A 17,662-nucleotide genomic window follows, 5' to 3' on the forward strand; every position below is an offset into this window, starting at 1 on the left:
GAAGGCCGAAAACCAGAAAGAGTAGGCAAAAATTAAAAATTAAAACTCCATATGAAAGCATTTTTACCCACAATCTGCTTGATGTTCTTAACCCTTTTTAGCGCCCAGGCACAAACTGCTCCAGCTGCTAATCCATTTCCATCTATCAGCACATTGACAACTTGGGCGAGCTTAAACTCTCAAACTCAATTTGATATTGCAATTCGTGCGGTTGGATTTAAATTTGAAGTAAAAGAACCGGGTGAAGGCTCAACAGCTTACACTTATATTCGTAAAGTAACTGTAAACGAAGTAAACTATACAGACAGAATTGTTTACAGAATTACGAACAATAATTCAGCAAGTATCATTTCATTGGTAACCGCTTCTACTGATTTAGTAAGCTTGTACACGCCACAATTGTCAACTTTTAAAAACAACAATTGCAAAACCGAAATGTCTAAAGACAAAAACACAACCTGTACTTGTTACGAAAGTGCCAATTTTGCAATCGATCTTTGTGACGAACGTGTAAAACTGACAATGGGTGACGGAAATAAGTATTTTGTTTCTGTAGCTAAAAAATAATATTTAATACTTTATTTTTAGGTATTAAGAACTTCGAGTTGTTTTCCAAATCTTTGCAAATCTTAAATGAGTTGAGTTTACAAAGATTTGGAACACATTTCTTAGGATTGGTTTAGTTACAAGTTTGGATTATTTAATTTATACCAGACTTCCAACTCCCCTTCATATTCGAAAGAATTTACATAGCGAAAACCTAGTTTTTCTAATATTCTTCTTGAGTCTTTATTTCCTTCATCGGCATAAGCATAAAGAGCTTCTGCTTTTATCACATTGAAAGCATAATTAACAAATGCTGTTCCGGCTTCGGTAGCATAACCTTTCCCCCAATGTTTTTCGACGAAACGATATCCAATTTCATAAAAATCTTTATGGTTGTTGATTTCCTTAGTAATAAACTTTATTCCGGACCAACCTAAAAACTCATCGGTATCTTTTAAAATTACCGCCCAACGGCCTATTCCGAAAGTTTCATATTGTCCCTGAATATTTTTTATCATATCCACACTTTCCTGAATGTCTTTCACCGGTTTATTTCCCACAAAAAGATGTACGTTCGGGTTAGAATCTAATTCAAACATTCCATCAGTATCCGAAAGAAGTAATTCTCTTAAAAATAGTCGTTCCGTTTCAATTGGGCCTTTCATAAAATTTAATTTAAAATATAGCGTTGCACTACCTCAGCTACACCATCATTATTATTTGAAGCCACGATTAAATCTGCCTTATCTCTTAATTCTGGCGTTACATTATCTACCCAAACACCAAGTCCCGCATATTCGATCATGGTCAAATCATTTCCTGCATTTCCAACGGCAATAATCTCACTCTGGTGAATGTTTAACTTTTCGGCTAGAAGTTTTAAGCTGGCTACTTTATCAATTCCATTCTGTGCTGCTTCCAGGAAAAAAGGTTTTGACATCGCCACACTCAAATGTGGCATTGCCGCTTTCAAATCACTTTCGACTTCTTTCAAATAAGACGGTTCAGCCAGTAATATACATTTTACTGCAGCTTCAGTCACAGCTTCTTTAAAACTATATACTTTATTGTGCGGTAATCCGGTGATCTCTTTTTCAACTTCAATGAATTCCGAATCGGTTTCACTTATGATTTCACCATTTAGATAAGTAATGATGTGTGTATTCTTTTTTACACTGTAATCATACAATTCATGAATTTGCTCCACTGTCAACTTTTGTTCAAACAAAATCACATCATCTTTAACCGTACTAATGATCGCACCGTTGAACGAAATGATATACGAATTGTTCAAATCTAACTCTAATTCCTTAGCATAAGCCGTCATTGCAGATGTAGGTCTTCCGGAAGCCAAAATAACGTACACGCCTTTTGCCTGCGCCTCCAAAAGCACTTTTTTATTAAGATCTGAAATTTTATGATCGTCGGTTAACAAGGTATCATCCATGTCAAGCACTAACATTTTATATTGCATATTTTTTATTTTCAGTTGTCAGTTCTTAGTGTCCAGTCACAGTCACAGTGCTTCTTCACATTTCACACTTCACCAACAACTACAATTATTAAAGGCTCATCCTAAATTCTTCGATAATGGGATTTGCCTTTGCGAAATCAGTTTCCTGAATAAATACCTCTACTGCCAAATCTGATCCGCCATAACCTGCCATACGAGCCGATTGAATGTTATCTTTTTTTACAGTTTCCAATCCTGCTTCTTCCAATCTTTCTTGTAAAGCAATTGCCAACACTTCACTACCTGAATACACTTTCATTAATCCCATGACATTTTATTTTTTATTGTTATTTGTTTTTTACTCTAGTATTATTTTTAATTGGTTTTGAAAATCAATGTTTTCATTCATACCAATATGATCCTGTCCTTTTAATAGAGAAAGATGTCCGTTAGATTTTATTACTTTACTCAATCGAACCGAATTTTCATAAGGGATTAAACGATCTTCCATTCCGTGAAAAATATAAATCTGTGTCTTAATTTCTGGCAAATATTCATACGTTTCAAAGTGGAATTTCTTCATGAAATTCGGAAAAAACGGCACTTTACTACTTGATAATTCTGTAAAACTATAATAAGGCGATTGCAGAATCAATGCTTTTGGTTTATTCTCAGAAGCCAAAATAGCAGCTAGTCCGGAACCTATTGAATAGCCCGCGATAATAATATTGCTTTCAGAATATGTTTTAGATAATGTTTTATATGCAGCAGATACATCTTTGTTTAATTGCTCTTCATCTTTAATTTCACCTTCACTTTTTCCAAAACTTCTATAATCTAAAATAAAAATATCATATCCCAAATTAGTATAAACTTTTGCAATTTTTCCCCAAGTTTCTAATGTCCCTGCATTTCCATGGAGATAAAAAACTAAACCTTTTGAATTCTCAGCCTTAAATAATAATCCATTTAATTCTACTCCATCAAAAGACTTAATGTTTAGCTCCTCAAATTTTTGCTGATAGTTGAATTGATAATCTTTAGGAAGCTGCGCCCTCTGGAATACCATTTCAGTCTGATTGAAATATACGTAAGAAACGATCAAAACATAAATAACAATAAAAAAACCTAAAAGTGTAATCATTAAAAATTTAAATGTTTTGAAAATCTCCATATAAAATCCATTATTTCACAAATTTATTCTTCTTCAATATCCTCTTCATCCTCAAGTTCCTCTTCTTCTTCATCCATATCAAACAGATAAGGCTCCAGCAACATTTTATCTGCTAAAATTTCGATGCGTTCTGTTAAGGTTTCTGCAAAAATCATACGTTGTGTTTTGGTGATACTGTTTGAAATACGCATGATCTTAGTTTCGTGACGTAATTTCAAAATAGGATCAGCATCATCCAGGATAAACATTTTCAAACGATTTACATTGTAACCGGCCGTCGTAAACATATCGCTCAATTTATTTGGCGTTCCAATCAAAACGTCGATTCCGGTAGAGATATAGTTTTTATCGTAATCCATGTCACCTTTGTCGTGTACTCCGTAAACTTCAAGGTTGGTATATTTCCCGTATTTTTCAAAAAGCGCTTCCATTTCTAACACTTTGGCCTTGTCCTCTACAAAAATCAACGCACGTGGTGATTCTTCTGTCTGACCTGCCAGTTGCTGAATAACATTCAATACAATTGTTGTAGATTTTCCGCTCCCTGCCGGAGAAAGAATAATACAATCGGCCCCACTTTTAATAGTCGAAAAAGTTTCCTGCTGCAAAATATTTGCTTCTGTTAAACCGTTTTCAATTAAAGCCTCTTGTAACTTCTCGTTTATTTTTTTTAGTTTCATTTTTTTTATGCTTTACGCTATAAGCTTTAAGCTTTAAGCCAAAATTCATTTTATTTCTTATGTTTATACACGGAGCCTAAAGCTTATAGCCTTTACTTGCTTGCAAACATTTTAACATCGGTTTCAGAAATCTCATTTCCTCCCAAAATAATTAATCTTTCAACTACATTTCGTAGTTCACGAATATTTCCTGTCCAATCGTACTCCTGCAATAATTTGATCGCTTGTGGCGAAAACACTTTTACCGAATTTCCTTGTTCTGAAGCAATTTTCTCTGTAAAGTGAGTAATCAACGCCGGAATATCATCGCGTCTCTCGTTTAATGGCGGTACTTTAATTAAAATTACAGCTAAACGATGGTACAAATCTTCACGGAAACGGCCTTCGGCAATTTCAGTCTTTAAATCTTTATTTGTTGCCGCTACAACGCGCACATCAACTTTGATATCTTTCTCCGCTCCTACTCTGGTAATCATACTTTCCTGTAAAGCACGTAACACCTTGGCTTGTGCCGAAAGACTCATATCTCCAATTTCATCTAAGAAAATAGTTCCTTTGTCAGCAGCTTCAAACTTTCCGGCACGATCTTTCACCGCCGATGTAAAAGCTCCCTTTACGTGACCGAACAATTCACTTTCGATCAATTCACTCGGAATTGCAGCACAGTTTACTTCTATTAATGGAAAATTAGAACGCTCACTTTTTTCATGCAATTGGTGCGCTACCAATTCTTTTCCGGTTCCGTTTGGACCTGTAATCAAAACTCTGGCTTCGGTTTGAGCTACTTTGTCAATCATTAGTTTTATATGACTGATTGCTTCGCTTTCTCCTACCATTTCGTAGTTTTTACTAACCTTTTTCTTTAGGATTTTATTCTCAACAACGAGCTGTTTTTTATCTAAAGCATTACGAACGGTGTTCAGTAATCGATTTAAATCAGGCGGTTTTGAAATATAATCAAAAGCTCCTAAACGCATGGTATGAATCGCGGTTTCCATATCGCCATGACCAGAGATCATCACCATTGGAATTTCCGGTTTGATTTTTTTTACTTCTTCTAAAACCTCAACCCCGTCCAATTTTGGCATTTTGATGTCACACAAAACCAAATCGTAATCGTTGTTTTTTATTTTCTCAAGACCCGCCGCACCATCTTCAGCTTCATCTACCTGATAAGTATCGTTTTCTTCTGATAAAATTTTCACCAAAACTCTTCTGATCGATGCTTCGTCTTCTATAATTAGTATTTTACTCATTCTTTTGAGGTTCTAAGGTTCTGAGTTACTAAGGTTCTAAGTTCTTCTTTTCTGCCTAAACTAAAAGCTTAGCAACTCAGAACCTTAGTGTCTTAGCAACTTAAAAAAAATTAATATTTAAGCCATTTATACAATTCTTTCCAGGTTGGTTTTTTGCCGTACATTAAAATACCTATTCGGTAAATTTTGGCAGCGAACCATACTACAAGAAAAAAGGTAGCAAACAATAATGATACCGAAATTGCAATTTGCCACCACGGCACTCCAAACGGAAGTCGCATTAACATTACAATTGGCGAGGTCAACGGAATCATAGAAAACACAACCGCAATGGTTCCGTGAGGATCATTGACCACTGTAAAGAAACCTATATAAACACTTAAAATAAGCGGCATTAAAATAGGTAATAGAAATTGCTGCGAATCGGTTTGATTGTCAACCGCTGCACCAATGGCTGCATAAAAGGAACTATATAAAAAGTATCCTCCGATGAAATAAACCACAAAACCAATGATAATACTGGCTATAGGCAAATTCCATAATTCGCTAATGTACATTTGAGCTGTTCCCGACATTTCATGCTGGGCCGATTGCATTAATTCAGGTGAAATTCTGGCTGTTGGACCAACATTAACGCCAAAAAAGGCCGAAGCCGCAAACATCAATCCCAGACCAATGATTGCCCAAATAATAAACTGAAGCAATCCGGCAAGAGAAGTTCCTACGATTTTACCAATCATAAGCTGAAAAGGTTTTACCGATGAAATGATGATTTCGATAATTCGGTTGGTTTTTTCTTCGATTACACTACGCATGACCATATTTCCGTAAATGATAATAAACATCATAATCAGATATCCAAAAGCCCCACCTATTCCAATTTTTATTTCATTCAGTCCTTTTAAGCTTTCCTCTCCGGATGCTTTTACCAAATGAATATTAACCTCTGACTGTGCTTTTTGAATGGCCACTGTATCCAGTTTTGCCGTTTCAAGATTTAATTTGGTAATTTTTGAAGCGATAACATCCTGCGTTTTTTCGATAAAAGAAATACTCGGACTGTTATTCGAAATAAACTCGATTTTACTTTCTAAATCAGCTAAATTATTGGTTTTTGGAATTACAATTAAACCGTCAAAGCTTTCATTAGTAATACTGTCTTTTAATGATTTTGTGTCAATTTCAGATACATTGAGGTATTTAAACTCGGACTCTTCCTTATTCTGTTTTACAAAATCCTGTGCAAACAAACCCGTTTCGTCATGGATTGCGATTCTTTTAGTCTCTGCTTTCATTGAACTCAGATAACCAATAAAACCTGCAATTGCTACAAATAACAACGGACTCAAAAACGTCATGACAACAAAAGACTTATTGCGCACTTTTGCAATAAATTCTCTTTTTATAATTAATGAAATGATGCTCATAAATATTTTAATTTTCAAATTCCAAATTCCAATTTTGATTACTCTAACATTGGAATTTGGAATTTAATTTTTGAAGTTTAATTTTTGTTTTCGGTAACTGTTTGAATAAAAATATCGTTTACGCTTGGTATTTTCTCTACAAAATGAGTAACCTGTCCACGTTGCGTCAACAAATGCAACAACTCGTTTGGCGCTGCATTTCCAATTTGAATATCTAATTTCAAATCATCATTTAAAGATTTAAAATTTGCAGGTGAAACGGTAAATTTTTTAGTGATATCGTACATCAGGCCTTCTACATTATCCGTCAGAATCCCCACTTCAAAACTATTGGTTCTAAATTGACGTTTTACATCACTCACCTTTCCTTCAATCAATTTGTTCGATTTATGAATTAAAGCGATATGATCGCAAAGTTCCTCTACACTTTCCATACGGTGTGTCGAAAAAATAATGGTAGCTCCCTGTTCTTTTAATGCCAGAATCTCATCTTTAATAACATTTGCATTTACAGGATCAAATCCGGAGAAAGGCTCATCAAAAATCAACAATTTAGGCTTGTGTAACACACAAACTACAAACTGAATTTTTTGGGCCATTCCTTTCGAAAGTTCCTGAATTTTCTTGTTCCACCAGCCCTGAATTCCCAGACGATCGAACCAATATTCCAATTGTAATTTTGCCTCGGCTTTAGAGAGTCCTTTCATCTGTGCCAGATACAAACATTGTTCTCCAACTTTCATAGAAGTATACAATCCTCTTTCTTCGGGAAGATAACCAATATGCTGTACATGTTTGGGCTGCAATTTTTCTCCATCCAAAATTACTTCACCACTATCAGGCAGCGTAATTTGATTTATAATTCGGATCAGGGAAGTTTTTCCGGCTCCATTCGGACCTAATAGTCCATAAATACTACCTTTTGGTACATTTAATGAAACTTCGTTAAGCGCTACATAATCACCGTATTGTTTTACGACTTTATGTACTTCGAGTAAGTTGCTCATGCTATAATTAAGATTTTCTGCGTCAGTTTGACTATTGTGGCATTATGAGTGTAAAAGTAAATAAATAGTATCGAAATTTTGTACTATTCATACAAAAAACCCATTCTATGATTTACTATAGAATGGGTTTTAAAATTTACTATTACTCCATTTTAGAAAAAGTTCTGTTTATGAAAACATATCTTTTACTTTTTCAAAAAATGATTTTTCTGATTTTTCAGGGCTCGGAATAAAGTGATCGTCGTTAAGGGCATTTTCAAAAAATTGCTTTTGCTCTTTATTCAACGTTTTTGGAGTCCATACATTTACATGAACTAACAAGTCTCCACTTCCATATCCATTGATACTTGGAATACCTTTTCCTTTTAATCTTAAGATTTTTCCGGATTGAATTCCTTCTTCTAATTTGATACGAACTTTTCCATTGATTGCTTCGATGTCTTTAGAAACTCCTAAAACGGCTTCCGGGAAACTGATGTATAAATCATAATGAATGTTTTCACCTTCACGCTTCAAAAACTCATGCTCTAATTCTTCAATAGCTACAATCAAATCTCCAGGAATACTATTTCCGGGAGCATCGTTTCCTTTATTAGAAACTTTCAACTGCATACCATCAACAACTCCCGCAGGAATTTTGATTGAAACGGTTTCATCTTCTAAAATCATTCCCTGTGCATCAGCCTCAGATGGTCTTTTATCTAAAATCTGCCCAGACCCACCACAAGCAGGACAAGTTGACGCAGATTGCATTCTTCCTAAAATAGTGTTGGTTACACGCATTACCTGTCCCTGACCGTTACAAGTCGAACACGTTTTGTAAGTAACTCCTTTTGCCTGAACTTTACGTTTTACTTTTACTTTTTTCTCAACACCATTTGCAATTTCTTCTAAAGTTAATTTTACTTTAATTCGAAGATTGCTTCCTTTAGCACGACGAGGGCCACCGCCTCCGCCTCCGCCAAAACCACCAAATCCTCCACCAAAAATATCACCAAACTGGCTGAAAATGTCATCCATATTCATACCACCGTGACCACCGCCAAATCCGCCAGAACCATCAAAAGCCTGATGCCCGTACTGATCGTATTTCGCTTTTTTGTTAGGATCGCTTAGTACTTCGTAAGCTTCTGCCGCTAATTTAAAGTTTTCTTCTGCCTCTTTGTCGCCCGGATTTTTGTCCGGATGATATTTCAATGCACTTTTTCTATAAGCTTTTTTAATTTCGGCAGCATCAGCATTTTTTGAAATGCCTAGTATTTCGTAAAAATCTTTTTTCATAATTTAGGTTAAATTGCTTCGCCAGTTCGCTAGCGCTTGTGTCCAAATTTAAAATTCCAAATTCCAGTACTTTAAAAATTGACTTTCAGAATATGTCATTTGCTCTTTTTAGTTTCCGATAACAACTTTAGGGAAACGGATGATTTTGTCTCCTAATTTGTATCCTTTTTCAATAACATCAACAATTTTCCCTTTTAATTTCTCAGACGGAGCCGGAATTTGGGTAATTGCCTCTGCAAAATCAGCATTAAAAGCATCACCTGCTCTTACTTCAACTTGCTCTAAACCTTTAGAAACTAAAGTGTTTTTTAATTTTTCATGAATCAACTCAACTCCTTTTGTCAAGGTTTCATCTTCCGATTTGTTGATTTCTACTATAGCTCTGTCAAAATCATCTAAAACTGGCAACATAGCCAATAAAACATCCTGGTTTGCAGTTTTAAACAAGTCGATACGCTCTTTTGAAGTTCTTTTTTTGTAATTTTCGAATTCGGCAAATAGTCTCAAAAACTTATCTTTTTCTTTTGCCAAGTCTTGAGCCAATTGCTCTTCAACACTTAATTCTTCAACAATTAACTGCTCACCGTTGGCATTGTTCTCTAACGTTACATCATCTAATTCCTGATCGAATTCTGTATTTTCAGTAGTCATATTACTTTTATTTTTAAAAATATTCTTAAACTTCATTTTTTATTCTTTCTTTTGGATTGCAAAAGTACTGCCAAATCTTTCAAAATGTCAAATTGTCACTTTCTTAAGACTGAGTCATTTAAAAAGTAAAAACAACCTTTTAAAATTTAGTATAATTTTAAGACTAACACGATATAGTTTATGGTATATTTGAAATTCAATTGAAAACTAAATTATTACCTATCAAAATTGAATTTAAGGGTTGGCCTCGGCTTCATAAATAATTATTAATTCAAGTTTACCTTATATTAAAAAAAGCTTCGCCTATTTCAGACGAAGCTTTTTTTAATGCTTTTTACCTTTAACTAAATCCCTTGAAAGCTCTTGATAAATATTTAATAACGATTGTTATTTTTTATTGCACGGGCGGAGGGATTCGAACCCCCATCAACGGTTTTGGAGACCGCTATTCTACCCTTGAACTACGCCCGTAATTTAGAGCGGCAAATTAAAAGTATTTTTTCTTCCAAAACAATTATTTCACGCAGATTTAAGAAGTTTTTTTTTAATCAACCTGCTAAAATCTGCCGAATCTGCGTGAAACAAAATCTTTACGAACCTAGCGCTAATCCTTATGTTCTTAACAATTAAGCATTAACCCAACAAAGCATTCTTTAATCCGTCAAAATCAACCGTAACCTGCTCACCTGTCACTAAATTTTTAAGCGCATACGAATTTGTAGCAATTTCCTGATCCCCCGCAATTACTGCAAACGGAATTAAACGCTTATCTGCATATTGAAACTGCTTCCCTACTTTCACATTGTCCGGATAAAGCTCTACTTTTATATTTTCCTGTCGTAATTTCTGAATGGCCTGCGACGCATACAATGCCTCAGCATCTCCATAATTAATGAACAATGCTTTTGAAGTTGCCGAAACAGCTTTAGGAAACAATTGCAATTCTTCTAAAACCAGATAAATACGATCCAATCCAAAAGAAATTCCAACACCACTCATGTTTTTCAATCCAAAAATACCCGTCAAGTCGTCGTATCTTCCACCGCCCCCGATAGAACCCATCGAAACCGATTTTGGAGCTGCTACTTCAAAAATTGCTCCTGTATAATAATTTAATCCACGGGCAAGCGTCACATCCAAATCTAAAGTTGCCGTTGACAACCCTAAAGTTGCCACATTGTCACAAATAAATTTAAGCTCCTCAACTCCTTTCATTCCTTCTTCCGATGTTGCCAATAAATCTGAAAGCTGGTTGATTTTATCTGCAAAGGTTCCTGCAAAACTAAACAGAGGCTGTACTTTTACCAATGCTTCTTCAGAAATGCCATTTTCGATCATTTCTTTTTTCACACCATCTTCCCCAATTTTATCCAATTTATCAAGGGCTACTGTAAAATCAATTAACTTATCAGAAGCACCAATCACTTCAGCGATACCGGATAATATTTTTCTGTTATTGATCTTGATTGTAACACCTTCTAAACCTAAAGCCGTAAAAACAGTATCGTATAACTGCACCAATTCCACTTCCTGCCACAACGATTTTGAACCAACAACATCGGCATCACATTGAAAAAATTCTCTAAAACGTCCTTTTTGCGGACGATCAGCTCTCCACACCGGTTGAATCTGATACCTTTTAAAAGGAAACTCAATTTCATTTTGATGTTGCACCACGTATCTCGCAAACGGAACCGTTAAATCATAACGCAATGCCTTTTCAGAGATTTGTTTTGTAAAAGAATTCAATTCAATCCTTTCCGCAATAGTAATTTTATCAGCAGAAGAAGCCTGAAGCTCCTCAATAGATTTTGGCAACTCTATCTTGCTTTTGTTATAGAAAAAATTACCTGAATTTAATATTTTAAAAATCAAACGATCGCCTTCTTCTCCATACTTACCCATCAAAGTATCTGAATTTTCAAATGAAGGGGTTTCGATTGGCTGAAAACCAAATTTTTCAAAATTATTTTTGATAACCTGAATGATATATTGACGTTTTGACACCTCTGCAGGCGAAAAATCTCTTGTCCCTTGCGGTATGCTTGGTTTTGAAGCCATTTTTTTAGATTATTAGATTTCCGGATCTTTAGATTATTTAGATTTTCACTTTTTGAAATCTAAAATTTAAAACCCTTTTTACAAATTACTGAATTATTTCGAATCTACAATTTCACTTAAATCGTAAATCGCCTGCAAATATCTCACTTTTTAAAATAAATAATAACAGTTCGAAAACAAACTTGTAACAAAAAACGTATTTTCGTGACAAATTGGTCATGATGCTAAAATTATTTAAAGAAAATATCCGAATTGCTTTTGGTTCTATCAAAACTCAATTATTAAGAACTATTCTTACAGTAGTTATTATTGCTATCGGAATTACCGCTTTGGTGGGAATCCTGACAGTGGTTACAGCACTTGAAAACACGGTCTCTACCAATTTTGCCTCAATGGGAGCCAACACCTTCAACATCAATCAGTATGAAAACACGGTTAAAAACCGCGGTGGAAATGAGCGCGAAATCATCAACCCCATTATTTCTTATCCTGAAGCAGTAGCATTCAAAAATAAATACAAATACCCTTTTACAGAAACTTCTCTCTCTTTTACCGCTACATCAAAAGCTGAAGTAAAATACTTAGACCAAAAAACCGATCCCGAAATTACCATACTTGGCGTTGACGAACATTATATTTCAAATTCAGGTTTAGAAACAACTTCCGGTCGTTCTTTCAATCAGTTTGATATTGATAACAATACTTATTCTTGCGTTGTAGGTTCTGATTTTGAAAAAGGTTTACTAAAAGACGTCAACCCAATTGATAAAATCATTTCGATACGGGGTGCCCGTTTCAAAGTTATTGGTGTTTTAAAAGAAAAAGGATCTACGTTCGGAAACAGCCAGGATTTAAGAGTATTAATTCCAATTCAGGTAGCACGTTCTTTGTTTACCGCTCCAAGCATTAATTATACTATTAGCGTAATGGTTTCTAAAAAAGAACTTCTAGACGAAGCTGTAGACAATGCAACAAGTACCATGCGCAGGGTTCGTAAATTAAGTCCGGTTCGCGATAATAATTTCGGTATTGGCCGAAGCGACGATTTAATCAACAGAATCCTTGGAATTACACAATATCTCGGTTGGGCAGCCTGGATCATCAGTGTGATTACCATTTTAGGATCTTCTATAGCTTTAATGAACATTATGATTGTATCCGTTACAGAACGCACAAGAGAAATTGGTGTCCGCAAAGCTCTGGGTGCCACTAAAATAACTATTTCGGTACAATTTTTTATTGAAACATTATTAATTGGACAAATAGGCGGCTTGGTCGGAATTGTGTTGGGAATCCTTGTTGGTTTCGCTTTCGCAGCCGCAATGAATTTTGCTTTTGTAATTCCATGGATGGCCATTTTTGCGGCTTTTGGCACCAGTTTTATGGTCGCTATTGTTTCCGGTTTGTACCCGGCAATAAAAGCATCACAACTGGATCCTATTGAGGCTTTGCGTTACGAATAATTTTTTTTAGTCGCAGTATTCAGTCGCAGTATTCAGTAATAGTATTCAGTAACAGTATTCAGTCACAGTAATCAGTTAGTTGTATGACTGCAAACTGCGACTGCGACTATAAACTCTAAACAACCCCTTTCATCATCCTGTCGTTATCATAAATATCTCGTCGCAATTCAATGTTCCTGAAATCCATTTTCTCAAGTAGAGCCGTCATTTCCGTCCCTAAGTACTGATTGATTTCAAAATACAATTGTCCGTTTTGCAAAAGATTTTTCTTAGCTAATTCGGCAATTTTTCTGTAAAAAATCAAAGCATCATTGTCGTCTACAAAAAGAGCTAAATGCGGCTCATAATCCAAAACATTCTTTTTAATTTCCTCTTTTTCTAAATTCCGGACATAAGGTGGATTTGAAACTATGATATCAAAATTATGCTTTAATGCTTCTGTTTCTAAAACATTCTGAAGTATAAAAGTAACTTCAACTTTGTTCTGAATTGCATTTCTTTTGGCGATTTCTATTGCTTTTTTAGAAACATCAATTGCATAAACCTCTGCGTTGGCAATGTTTTTTGCCAATGAAATTGCAATGCAGCCACTCCCTGTACCAATATCAAGAATTTTTATTTTTTTTGCTTTGTCGCCTCCGGAATTCTCATTAATAATCCATTCTACCAGCTCTTCTGTCTCCGGACGAGGAATTAAAACATTCTCATTAACTTCGAAATCCAAACCATAAAAATTAGTCTTACCTAATAAATATTGAATTGGAACTTCTTTCTTTAACTGCAACAATAAAAAGTCCCATACCACAAAATCATCTTCCGAAAAAGTCAATTCATGATTTAATGCCAGATCAATTTGTCGCAATTGGTGCTTGTTTTCTAAAATTAAATAAAAAAAACTCTCCGCTTCGTAGGCGTCGTAAAAAGGAGATAAATCTTTAATGAACTGAGTCCGATATTGTTTGATTTTCATTTTAGGTATTTGAACATTATTCTTTAGATAGGGGCAACGGCATTACAAGATAAGTATTGTAATGTAAATTCACTACAACATTATCCTATAATTTTTTCAACATCCAGACAGGACAAGAACTATGACCGGTATTCCCCAAAGGCGCGTCTAAATATTCAAAACCTGATTTTACATATAGTTTTTGCGCAGCATGCATAAAAGGCATTGTTTCGATATAACATTTTTCAAAACCAAAAATTCTTGCCTGCTCTAAACATTTTTCCATCATTTTACTTCCAATTCCCAAACCGCGGGTTTTCGGTAAAAAATACATCTTCTGTAACTCACAAATCTCCGGAGCGCCATTTTCTAAAGGTGCAATTCCACAACAGCCTAAAATTTCGCTGTCTTTTTCAACCACAAAATAAACGGACTTTGGCTTATTGTATTCTTCAAACATTAAGTCTAAATACGGATCTTCATAGGCGGTTCCCACTTTAGGTATTTCCATTTCATCAAATACAGATCGTATTAAATTCGCAACTTCCTGATTGTCTTCTTTTTTAATGGCTCTAATCGTCCAATTTCCCATATTTTCTTCTTCCTTTAACATCATTACAAAAATAAAAATAGTTTCCCAATAGTTTCTTAACTGTCCCAAAACTATCGGGACTAAACTCAAAAATAACTATTTTTGCACTGTGAATATACATGAAAAATACATAAAACGTTGCATTGAACTGGCTCAAAATGGTTTGGGCACCACATATCCAAACCCAATGGTCGGAAGCGTAATTGTTTACGACAATCAGATTATTGGAGAGGGTTGGCATAAAAAAGCAGGCGAACCTCATGCAGAAGTCAATGCTGTTCGCTCTGTCAAAGACAAATCGCTGTTAAGCAAAGCTACCATTTATGTTAGCTTAGAGCCTTGCAGTCATTTTGGAAAAACACCTCCATGCTGCGACCTAATCATCGAACATAAAATTCCACATGTTGTTGTCGGAACTGTTGATCCTAATGAAAAAGTAGCAGGAAACGGAATTAAAAGACTAATCGAAGCAGGAACCAATGTTATTGTTGGAGTTTTAGAAAATGAATGCTACGAACTCAACAAACGTTTTTTTACTTTTCATCAAAAAAAGAGACCCTACATAATATTAAAATGGGCCGAAAGTCAGGACGGTTTTTTATCCCCTGAAAAACAGGAAAATGCGGAACGAAAACCCATTTGGATCACCAATCCCTATTCCAGACAATTGGTTCACAAATGGAGAAGTGAAGAGCAGGCTATTCTGGTTGGAACACAGACCGTGATAGATGACAATCCGAAATTAAACACCCGGAACTGGTCAGGAAATAATCCGATGAGAGTTATTCTGGACCAACACAATCGCATTTCAAAAGAGAGTTTTGTTTTTGACGGGAGCGTAAAAACCATTGTATTTACAAAATCCGAAACCGGCTTTTCGGCAGAAAACACTACCTTTACAGTAATCGATTTTAGCAGCAGTATGCTACCGCAGATTTTAGCTGTTTTACATCAAAATCAAATTCAGTCAGTTATTATCGAAGGAGGCGCTCAAACTTTACAGTCTTTTATCGATCAGAATATTTGGGATGAAGCCCGGATATTTATCGGACAAGCTATTTTCAAAAATGGAACTAAAGCACCACTGATTCAAAAAGAAAACCTAACGAAAATTAATATTCTCAGCGACGAATTATTAAATATTAGAAATCATGATTGATACTATCATTTTTGACTTTGGAGATATTTTTATCAATTTAAACAAACAAGCCACTATTTCGGGATTGCAAAAATTAGGATTAACAGAATGGAATAACGAGCTGGACCGTCTGAATCTTTTATTTGAAACCGGAGACATTTCGCGTGACGATTTTCTGGCGGGTTTTCAAAAACAACTTCCAAATGCCTCCATCGAAGAAATCCTGGAAGCATGGAATGCCATTCTAGCCGATTTTCCTTTGTACCGACTGGAGTTTTTACAACTGCTTTCTCAAAAATACCGCTTGTTTCTATTGAGCAATACAGACGCTATTCATATCGAAACTTTCGAAAACAAAAACGGTATTTCGTTTTACAGCGATTTTTATCAGTGTTTTGAAAAGGTCTATTTTTCATTTGAAATTGGAATGCGAAAACCCAATGCTGAAGTTTTTCAGTACCTAATCAACAAACACGAATTATCACCCAAGAGAACTTTGTTTGTAGACGACAAAAAAGAAAACACAGATTCAGCAGCAGCCCTGGGCTTTCATATCTGGAATTTACAAGTTGGACAGGAAGATGTTGTTGATTTATTTGACAAACAAATACTTTAACATCTGTTTTTTGCCAAATAAATCAACCCCAGTTTAAAAATCAATCATAAACACAAAAAGATAAAATCCATTTAATCTTTTTAATCTGTGACTAAAAAAAATCAACCTCAATTTGGAAATTAACGATACGTACCAAACCATTGCTTTTGAATCTGAAGAAATGCTTTTGAAAGAAAAAGGCAGTAAGTTCTTTGGCTACGCCTTTCCTATCGAAAGCGAAGAGGAAGTAAAACCCATTATCGACAACTTAAAAAAACAGCATCCCCATGCCGTACACTTTTGTTATGCGTATCAATTAGGGATGGCTCCAAAAATTTCATATCGTGCCAATGATGACGGAGAACCCGGTAACACAGCAGGCGCACCAATTTACGGACAGATACAATCTTTTGGCGTCACCAACGTTTTAGTAGTAGTGGTTCGCATTTTTGGAGGAATTAAATTAGGTGTTGGCGGCTTAATCAGTGCTTACAAAACAACGGCACAAATGACTCTTGAAGTATGCGAGATCATTGAAAAGACAATTGATGTTCATTTTTTAATCTCTTTTGATTACAAAAACATGAATAAAGTAATGCGCGTTATTAAGGAGAAAAAACTGGAAATTACAGCTCAGGAAATGGAAATTAATGAAGATACAGGGCTCCCTATTGGCAAAATAACGACTAAAACGCGCAAAAAAAATGCCGAATCAGTATTCGATATTTTTGATTTAATGTTTGAAATCGATATTAAAATTATATAATTTGACATTAAAAGGCATCACATTTTAACAATTATACCAGTGTTTTAAATAATTCTAAAATGTAATCTGGAGGTGCTGTAGGGCGACCCGTTTTTAACGAAATAAATACTAAAATAAACACAGCAGTTGTTAATAACTCACCTGCTTCATTATAGATTGCACAATCAAATTCAATCTTAACAGACGACTGACTTTTGAAAGCAGTATGAATTGTAAGAAGCTCATCATAACGCGCCGATTTTTTGTAATTTATTTGCATCGAAACAATAGGCAATCCAATACCGCTTTCTTCCATACTTTTATATGAAATCCCTTTATTTCTAAGCCATTCCACGCGTCCGATCTCAAAATAGGGTACATAATTTCCGTGATAAACAACGCCCATTTGATCGGTTTCCGAGTAACGAACACGCACTTGCGTTTGATGATTTTTCATTATTTTCAGATTAAAAAAAATTAAGTTTAAAAAGTTTACTTACAACTTTTTTTTATAAAATTAGAGTTCAAAATATTTTTTTTTACAGAAATTTGTTCACATATTTGTTATCCCGAAATACGGAATAAAATTGCTCCTTTTTTATTAGGAGAATCTTTATCAATAATAAGAAAATTTATTTGAATCT

General features: G+C 34.9%; 19 protein-coding genes and 1 tRNA gene. 5 read left to right on the top strand and 15 right to left on the bottom strand.

The genetic code is table 11. The features are described from left to right. Positions 1-51 precede the first annotated feature (51 nt). Positions 52-567: a hypothetical protein gene (locus tag AC3IS6_RS22250; protein WP_173966171.1), complete on the top strand. Its 516-nt coding sequence runs from the start codon at positions 52-54 to the stop codon at positions 565-567. A gap of 116 nt (positions 568-683) precedes the next feature. Here AC3IS6_RS22250 and AC3IS6_RS22255 read toward each other — a convergent pair whose 3' ends face one another. The 12 genes from AC3IS6_RS22255 to hisS all read right to left on the bottom strand — a co-directional run bounded on the left by AC3IS6_RS22255 (position 684) and on the right by hisS (position 11,536). Then, positions 684-1,211 carry a GNAT family N-acetyltransferase gene (locus AC3IS6_RS22255; protein WP_489162616.1) on the bottom strand — a complete coding sequence of 176 codons (528 nt, stop codon included), beginning with the start codon at positions 1,209-1,211 and terminating at the stop codon, positions 684-686. Positions 1,212-1,216: 5 nt separating this feature from the next. Then, entirely contained in the window at positions 1,217-2,020 is an 804-nt protein-coding gene (locus AC3IS6_RS22260; protein ID WP_489162617.1) for a Cof-type HAD-IIB family hydrolase, read from the bottom strand. Between the two features lie 88 nt (positions 2,021-2,108). After that, a complete protein-coding gene (locus tag AC3IS6_RS22265) occupies positions 2,109-2,327 on the bottom strand; it encodes a putative signal transducing protein (RefSeq protein WP_173966174.1) in 219 nt (72 codons plus the stop codon). Between the two features lie 30 nt (positions 2,328-2,357). Then, positions 2,358-3,143, bottom strand: a complete 786-nt coding sequence (locus tag AC3IS6_RS22270; protein ID WP_489162619.1) for an alpha/beta hydrolase — start codon at positions 3,141-3,143, stop codon at positions 2,358-2,360. Between the two features lie 53 nt (positions 3,144-3,196). Continuing rightward, a complete protein-coding gene (locus AC3IS6_RS22275) occupies positions 3,197-3,853 on the bottom strand; it encodes a DEAD/DEAH box helicase (RefSeq protein ID WP_489162621.1) in 657 nt (218 codons plus the stop codon). 92 nt (positions 3,854-3,945) lie between these two features. Then, entirely contained in the window at positions 3,946-5,109 is a 1,164-nt protein-coding gene (locus AC3IS6_RS22280; RefSeq protein WP_489162623.1) for a sigma-54-dependent transcriptional regulator, read from the bottom strand. Between the two features lie 110 nt (positions 5,110-5,219). Beyond that, positions 5,220-6,536: an ABC transporter permease gene (locus AC3IS6_RS22285; protein WP_489162625.1), complete on the bottom strand. Its 1,317-nt coding sequence runs from the start codon at positions 6,534-6,536 to the stop codon at positions 5,220-5,222. A gap of 77 nt (positions 6,537-6,613) precedes the next feature. Beyond that, entirely contained in the window at positions 6,614-7,543 is a 930-nt protein-coding gene (locus AC3IS6_RS22290; RefSeq protein WP_489162627.1) for an ABC transporter ATP-binding protein, read from the bottom strand. Positions 7,544-7,711: 168 nt separating this feature from the next. Next, positions 7,712-8,824, bottom strand: coding sequence for a molecular chaperone DnaJ (gene dnaJ, locus AC3IS6_RS22295; protein ID WP_173966180.1), 1,113 nt, complete (start codon positions 8,822-8,824; stop codon positions 7,712-7,714). A 108-nt stretch (positions 8,825-8,932) separates the two neighbouring features. Continuing rightward, positions 8,933-9,511: a nucleotide exchange factor GrpE gene (locus AC3IS6_RS22300; protein WP_173966181.1), complete on the bottom strand. Its 579-nt coding sequence runs from the start codon at positions 9,509-9,511 to the stop codon at positions 8,933-8,935. Positions 9,512-9,875: 364 nt separating this feature from the next. Next, positions 9,876-9,946, bottom strand: a tRNA-Trp gene (locus AC3IS6_RS22305). 162 nt (positions 9,947-10,108) lie between these two features. Beyond that, on the bottom strand, positions 10,109-11,536 hold the full coding sequence (gene hisS / locus AC3IS6_RS22310; RefSeq protein ID WP_489162629.1) for a histidine--tRNA ligase: 1,428 nt from the start codon (positions 11,534-11,536) through the stop codon (positions 10,109-10,111). A gap of 218 nt (positions 11,537-11,754) precedes the next feature. Here hisS and AC3IS6_RS22315 point away from each other — a divergent pair, with 218 nt between their 5' ends. Next, a complete protein-coding gene (locus tag AC3IS6_RS22315) occupies positions 11,755-12,999 on the top strand; it encodes an ABC transporter permease (protein WP_281920861.1) in 1,245 nt (414 codons plus the stop codon). A 115-nt stretch (positions 13,000-13,114) separates the two neighbouring features. Here the strand turns inward: AC3IS6_RS22315 and prmC are convergent, their stop codons facing one another. Together prmC and AC3IS6_RS22325 are read right to left on the bottom strand one after the other, a co-directional pair. Then, positions 13,115-13,969, bottom strand: coding sequence for a peptide chain release factor N(5)-glutamine methyltransferase (gene prmC, locus AC3IS6_RS22320; RefSeq protein WP_489162631.1), 855 nt, complete (start codon positions 13,967-13,969; stop codon positions 13,115-13,117). A gap of 85 nt (positions 13,970-14,054) precedes the next feature. Then, complete coding sequence (locus AC3IS6_RS22325; RefSeq protein ID WP_489164940.1) at positions 14,055-14,540, bottom strand: GNAT family N-acetyltransferase; 486 nt, start codon at positions 14,538-14,540, stop codon at positions 14,055-14,057. A 109-nt stretch (positions 14,541-14,649) separates the two neighbouring features. On the opposite strand from AC3IS6_RS22325, the gene ribD reads away from it, so the two are divergent. The 3 genes from ribD (at position 14,650) to AC3IS6_RS22340 (ending at position 17,039) form a co-directional block, all read left to right on the top strand. After that, positions 14,650-15,699: a bifunctional diaminohydroxyphosphoribosylaminopyrimidine deaminase/5-amino-6-(5-phosphoribosylamino)uracil reductase RibD gene (gene ribD / locus AC3IS6_RS22330; RefSeq protein ID WP_489162633.1), complete on the top strand. Its 1,050-nt coding sequence runs from the start codon at positions 14,650-14,652 to the stop codon at positions 15,697-15,699. Next, complete coding sequence (locus tag AC3IS6_RS22335) at positions 15,692-16,294, top strand: HAD family hydrolase (protein ID WP_489162635.1); 603 nt, start codon at positions 15,692-15,694, stop codon at positions 16,292-16,294. The genes ribD and AC3IS6_RS22335 overlap by 8 nt, the downstream gene beginning before the upstream one ends. A 112-nt stretch (positions 16,295-16,406) precedes the next feature. Next, the gene (locus AC3IS6_RS22340) at positions 16,407-17,039 is read left to right on the top strand and encodes an IMPACT family protein (protein WP_489162637.1); all 633 of its coding nucleotides are present in this window, start codon (positions 16,407-16,409) and stop codon (positions 17,037-17,039) included. A 31-nt stretch (positions 17,040-17,070) separates the two neighbouring features. Here the strand turns inward: AC3IS6_RS22340 and AC3IS6_RS22345 are convergent, their stop codons facing one another. Beyond that, positions 17,071-17,475, bottom strand: a complete 405-nt coding sequence (locus AC3IS6_RS22345) for an acyl-CoA thioesterase (protein ID WP_017498619.1) — start codon at positions 17,473-17,475, stop codon at positions 17,071-17,073. Positions 17,476-17,662: the final 187 nt, after the last annotated feature.

The organism is Flavobacterium sp. KH_035, from assembly GCF_057839565.1.

Bases quoted from the DNA above. Each gene is read 5' to 3' on its own strand.
- AC3IS6_RS22250 (WP_173966171.1), top strand. From the start codon at position 52: ATGAAAGCATTTTTACCCACAATCTGCTTGATGTTCTTAACCCTTTTT.
- AC3IS6_RS22255 (WP_489162616.1), bottom strand. From the start codon at position 1,211: ATGAAAGGCCCAATTGAAACGGAACGACTATTTTTAAGAGAATTACTT.
- AC3IS6_RS22260 (WP_489162617.1), bottom strand. From the start codon at position 2,020: ATGCAATATAAAATGTTAGTGCTTGACATGGATGATACCTTGTTAACC.
- AC3IS6_RS22265 (WP_173966174.1), bottom strand. From the start codon at position 2,327: ATGGGATTAATGAAAGTGTATTCAGGTAGTGAAGTGTTGGCAATTGCT.
- AC3IS6_RS22270 (WP_489162619.1), bottom strand. From the start codon at position 3,143: ATGATTACACTTTTAGGTTTTTTTATTGTTATTTATGTTTTGATCGTT.
- AC3IS6_RS22275 (WP_489162621.1), bottom strand. From the start codon at position 3,853: ATGAAACTAAAAAAAATAAACGAGAAGTTACAAGAGGCTTTAATTGAA.
- AC3IS6_RS22280 (WP_489162623.1), bottom strand. From the start codon at position 5,109: ATGAGTAAAATACTAATTATAGAAGACGAAGCATCGATCAGAAGAGTT.
- AC3IS6_RS22285 (WP_489162625.1), bottom strand. From the start codon at position 6,536: ATGAGCATCATTTCATTAATTATAAAAAGAGAATTTATTGCAAAAGTG.
- AC3IS6_RS22290 (WP_489162627.1), bottom strand. From the start codon at position 7,543: ATGAGCAACTTACTCGAAGTACATAAAGTCGTAAAACAATACGGTGAT.
- dnaJ (WP_173966180.1), bottom strand. From the start codon at position 8,824: ATGAAAAAAGATTTTTACGAAATACTAGGCATTTCAAAAAATGCTGAT.
- AC3IS6_RS22300 (WP_173966181.1), bottom strand. From the start codon at position 9,511: ATGAAGTTTAAGAATATTTTTAAAAATAAAAGTAATATGACTACTGAA.
- hisS (WP_489162629.1), bottom strand. From the start codon at position 11,536: ATGGCTTCAAAACCAAGCATACCGCAAGGGACAAGAGATTTTTCGCCT.
- AC3IS6_RS22315 (WP_281920861.1), top strand. From the start codon at position 11,755: ATGATGCTAAAATTATTTAAAGAAAATATCCGAATTGCTTTTGGTTCT.
- prmC (WP_489162631.1), bottom strand. From the start codon at position 13,969: ATGAAAATCAAACAATATCGGACTCAGTTCATTAAAGATTTATCTCCT.
- AC3IS6_RS22325 (WP_489164940.1), bottom strand. From the start codon at position 14,540: ATGGGAAATTGGACGATTAGAGCCATTAAAAAAGAAGACAATCAGGAA.
- AC3IS6_RS22335 (WP_489162635.1), top strand. From the start codon at position 15,692: ATGATTGATACTATCATTTTTGACTTTGGAGATATTTTTATCAATTTA.
- AC3IS6_RS22345 (WP_017498619.1), bottom strand. From the start codon at position 17,475: ATGAAAAATCATCAAACGCAAGTGCGTGTTCGTTACTCGGAAACCGAT.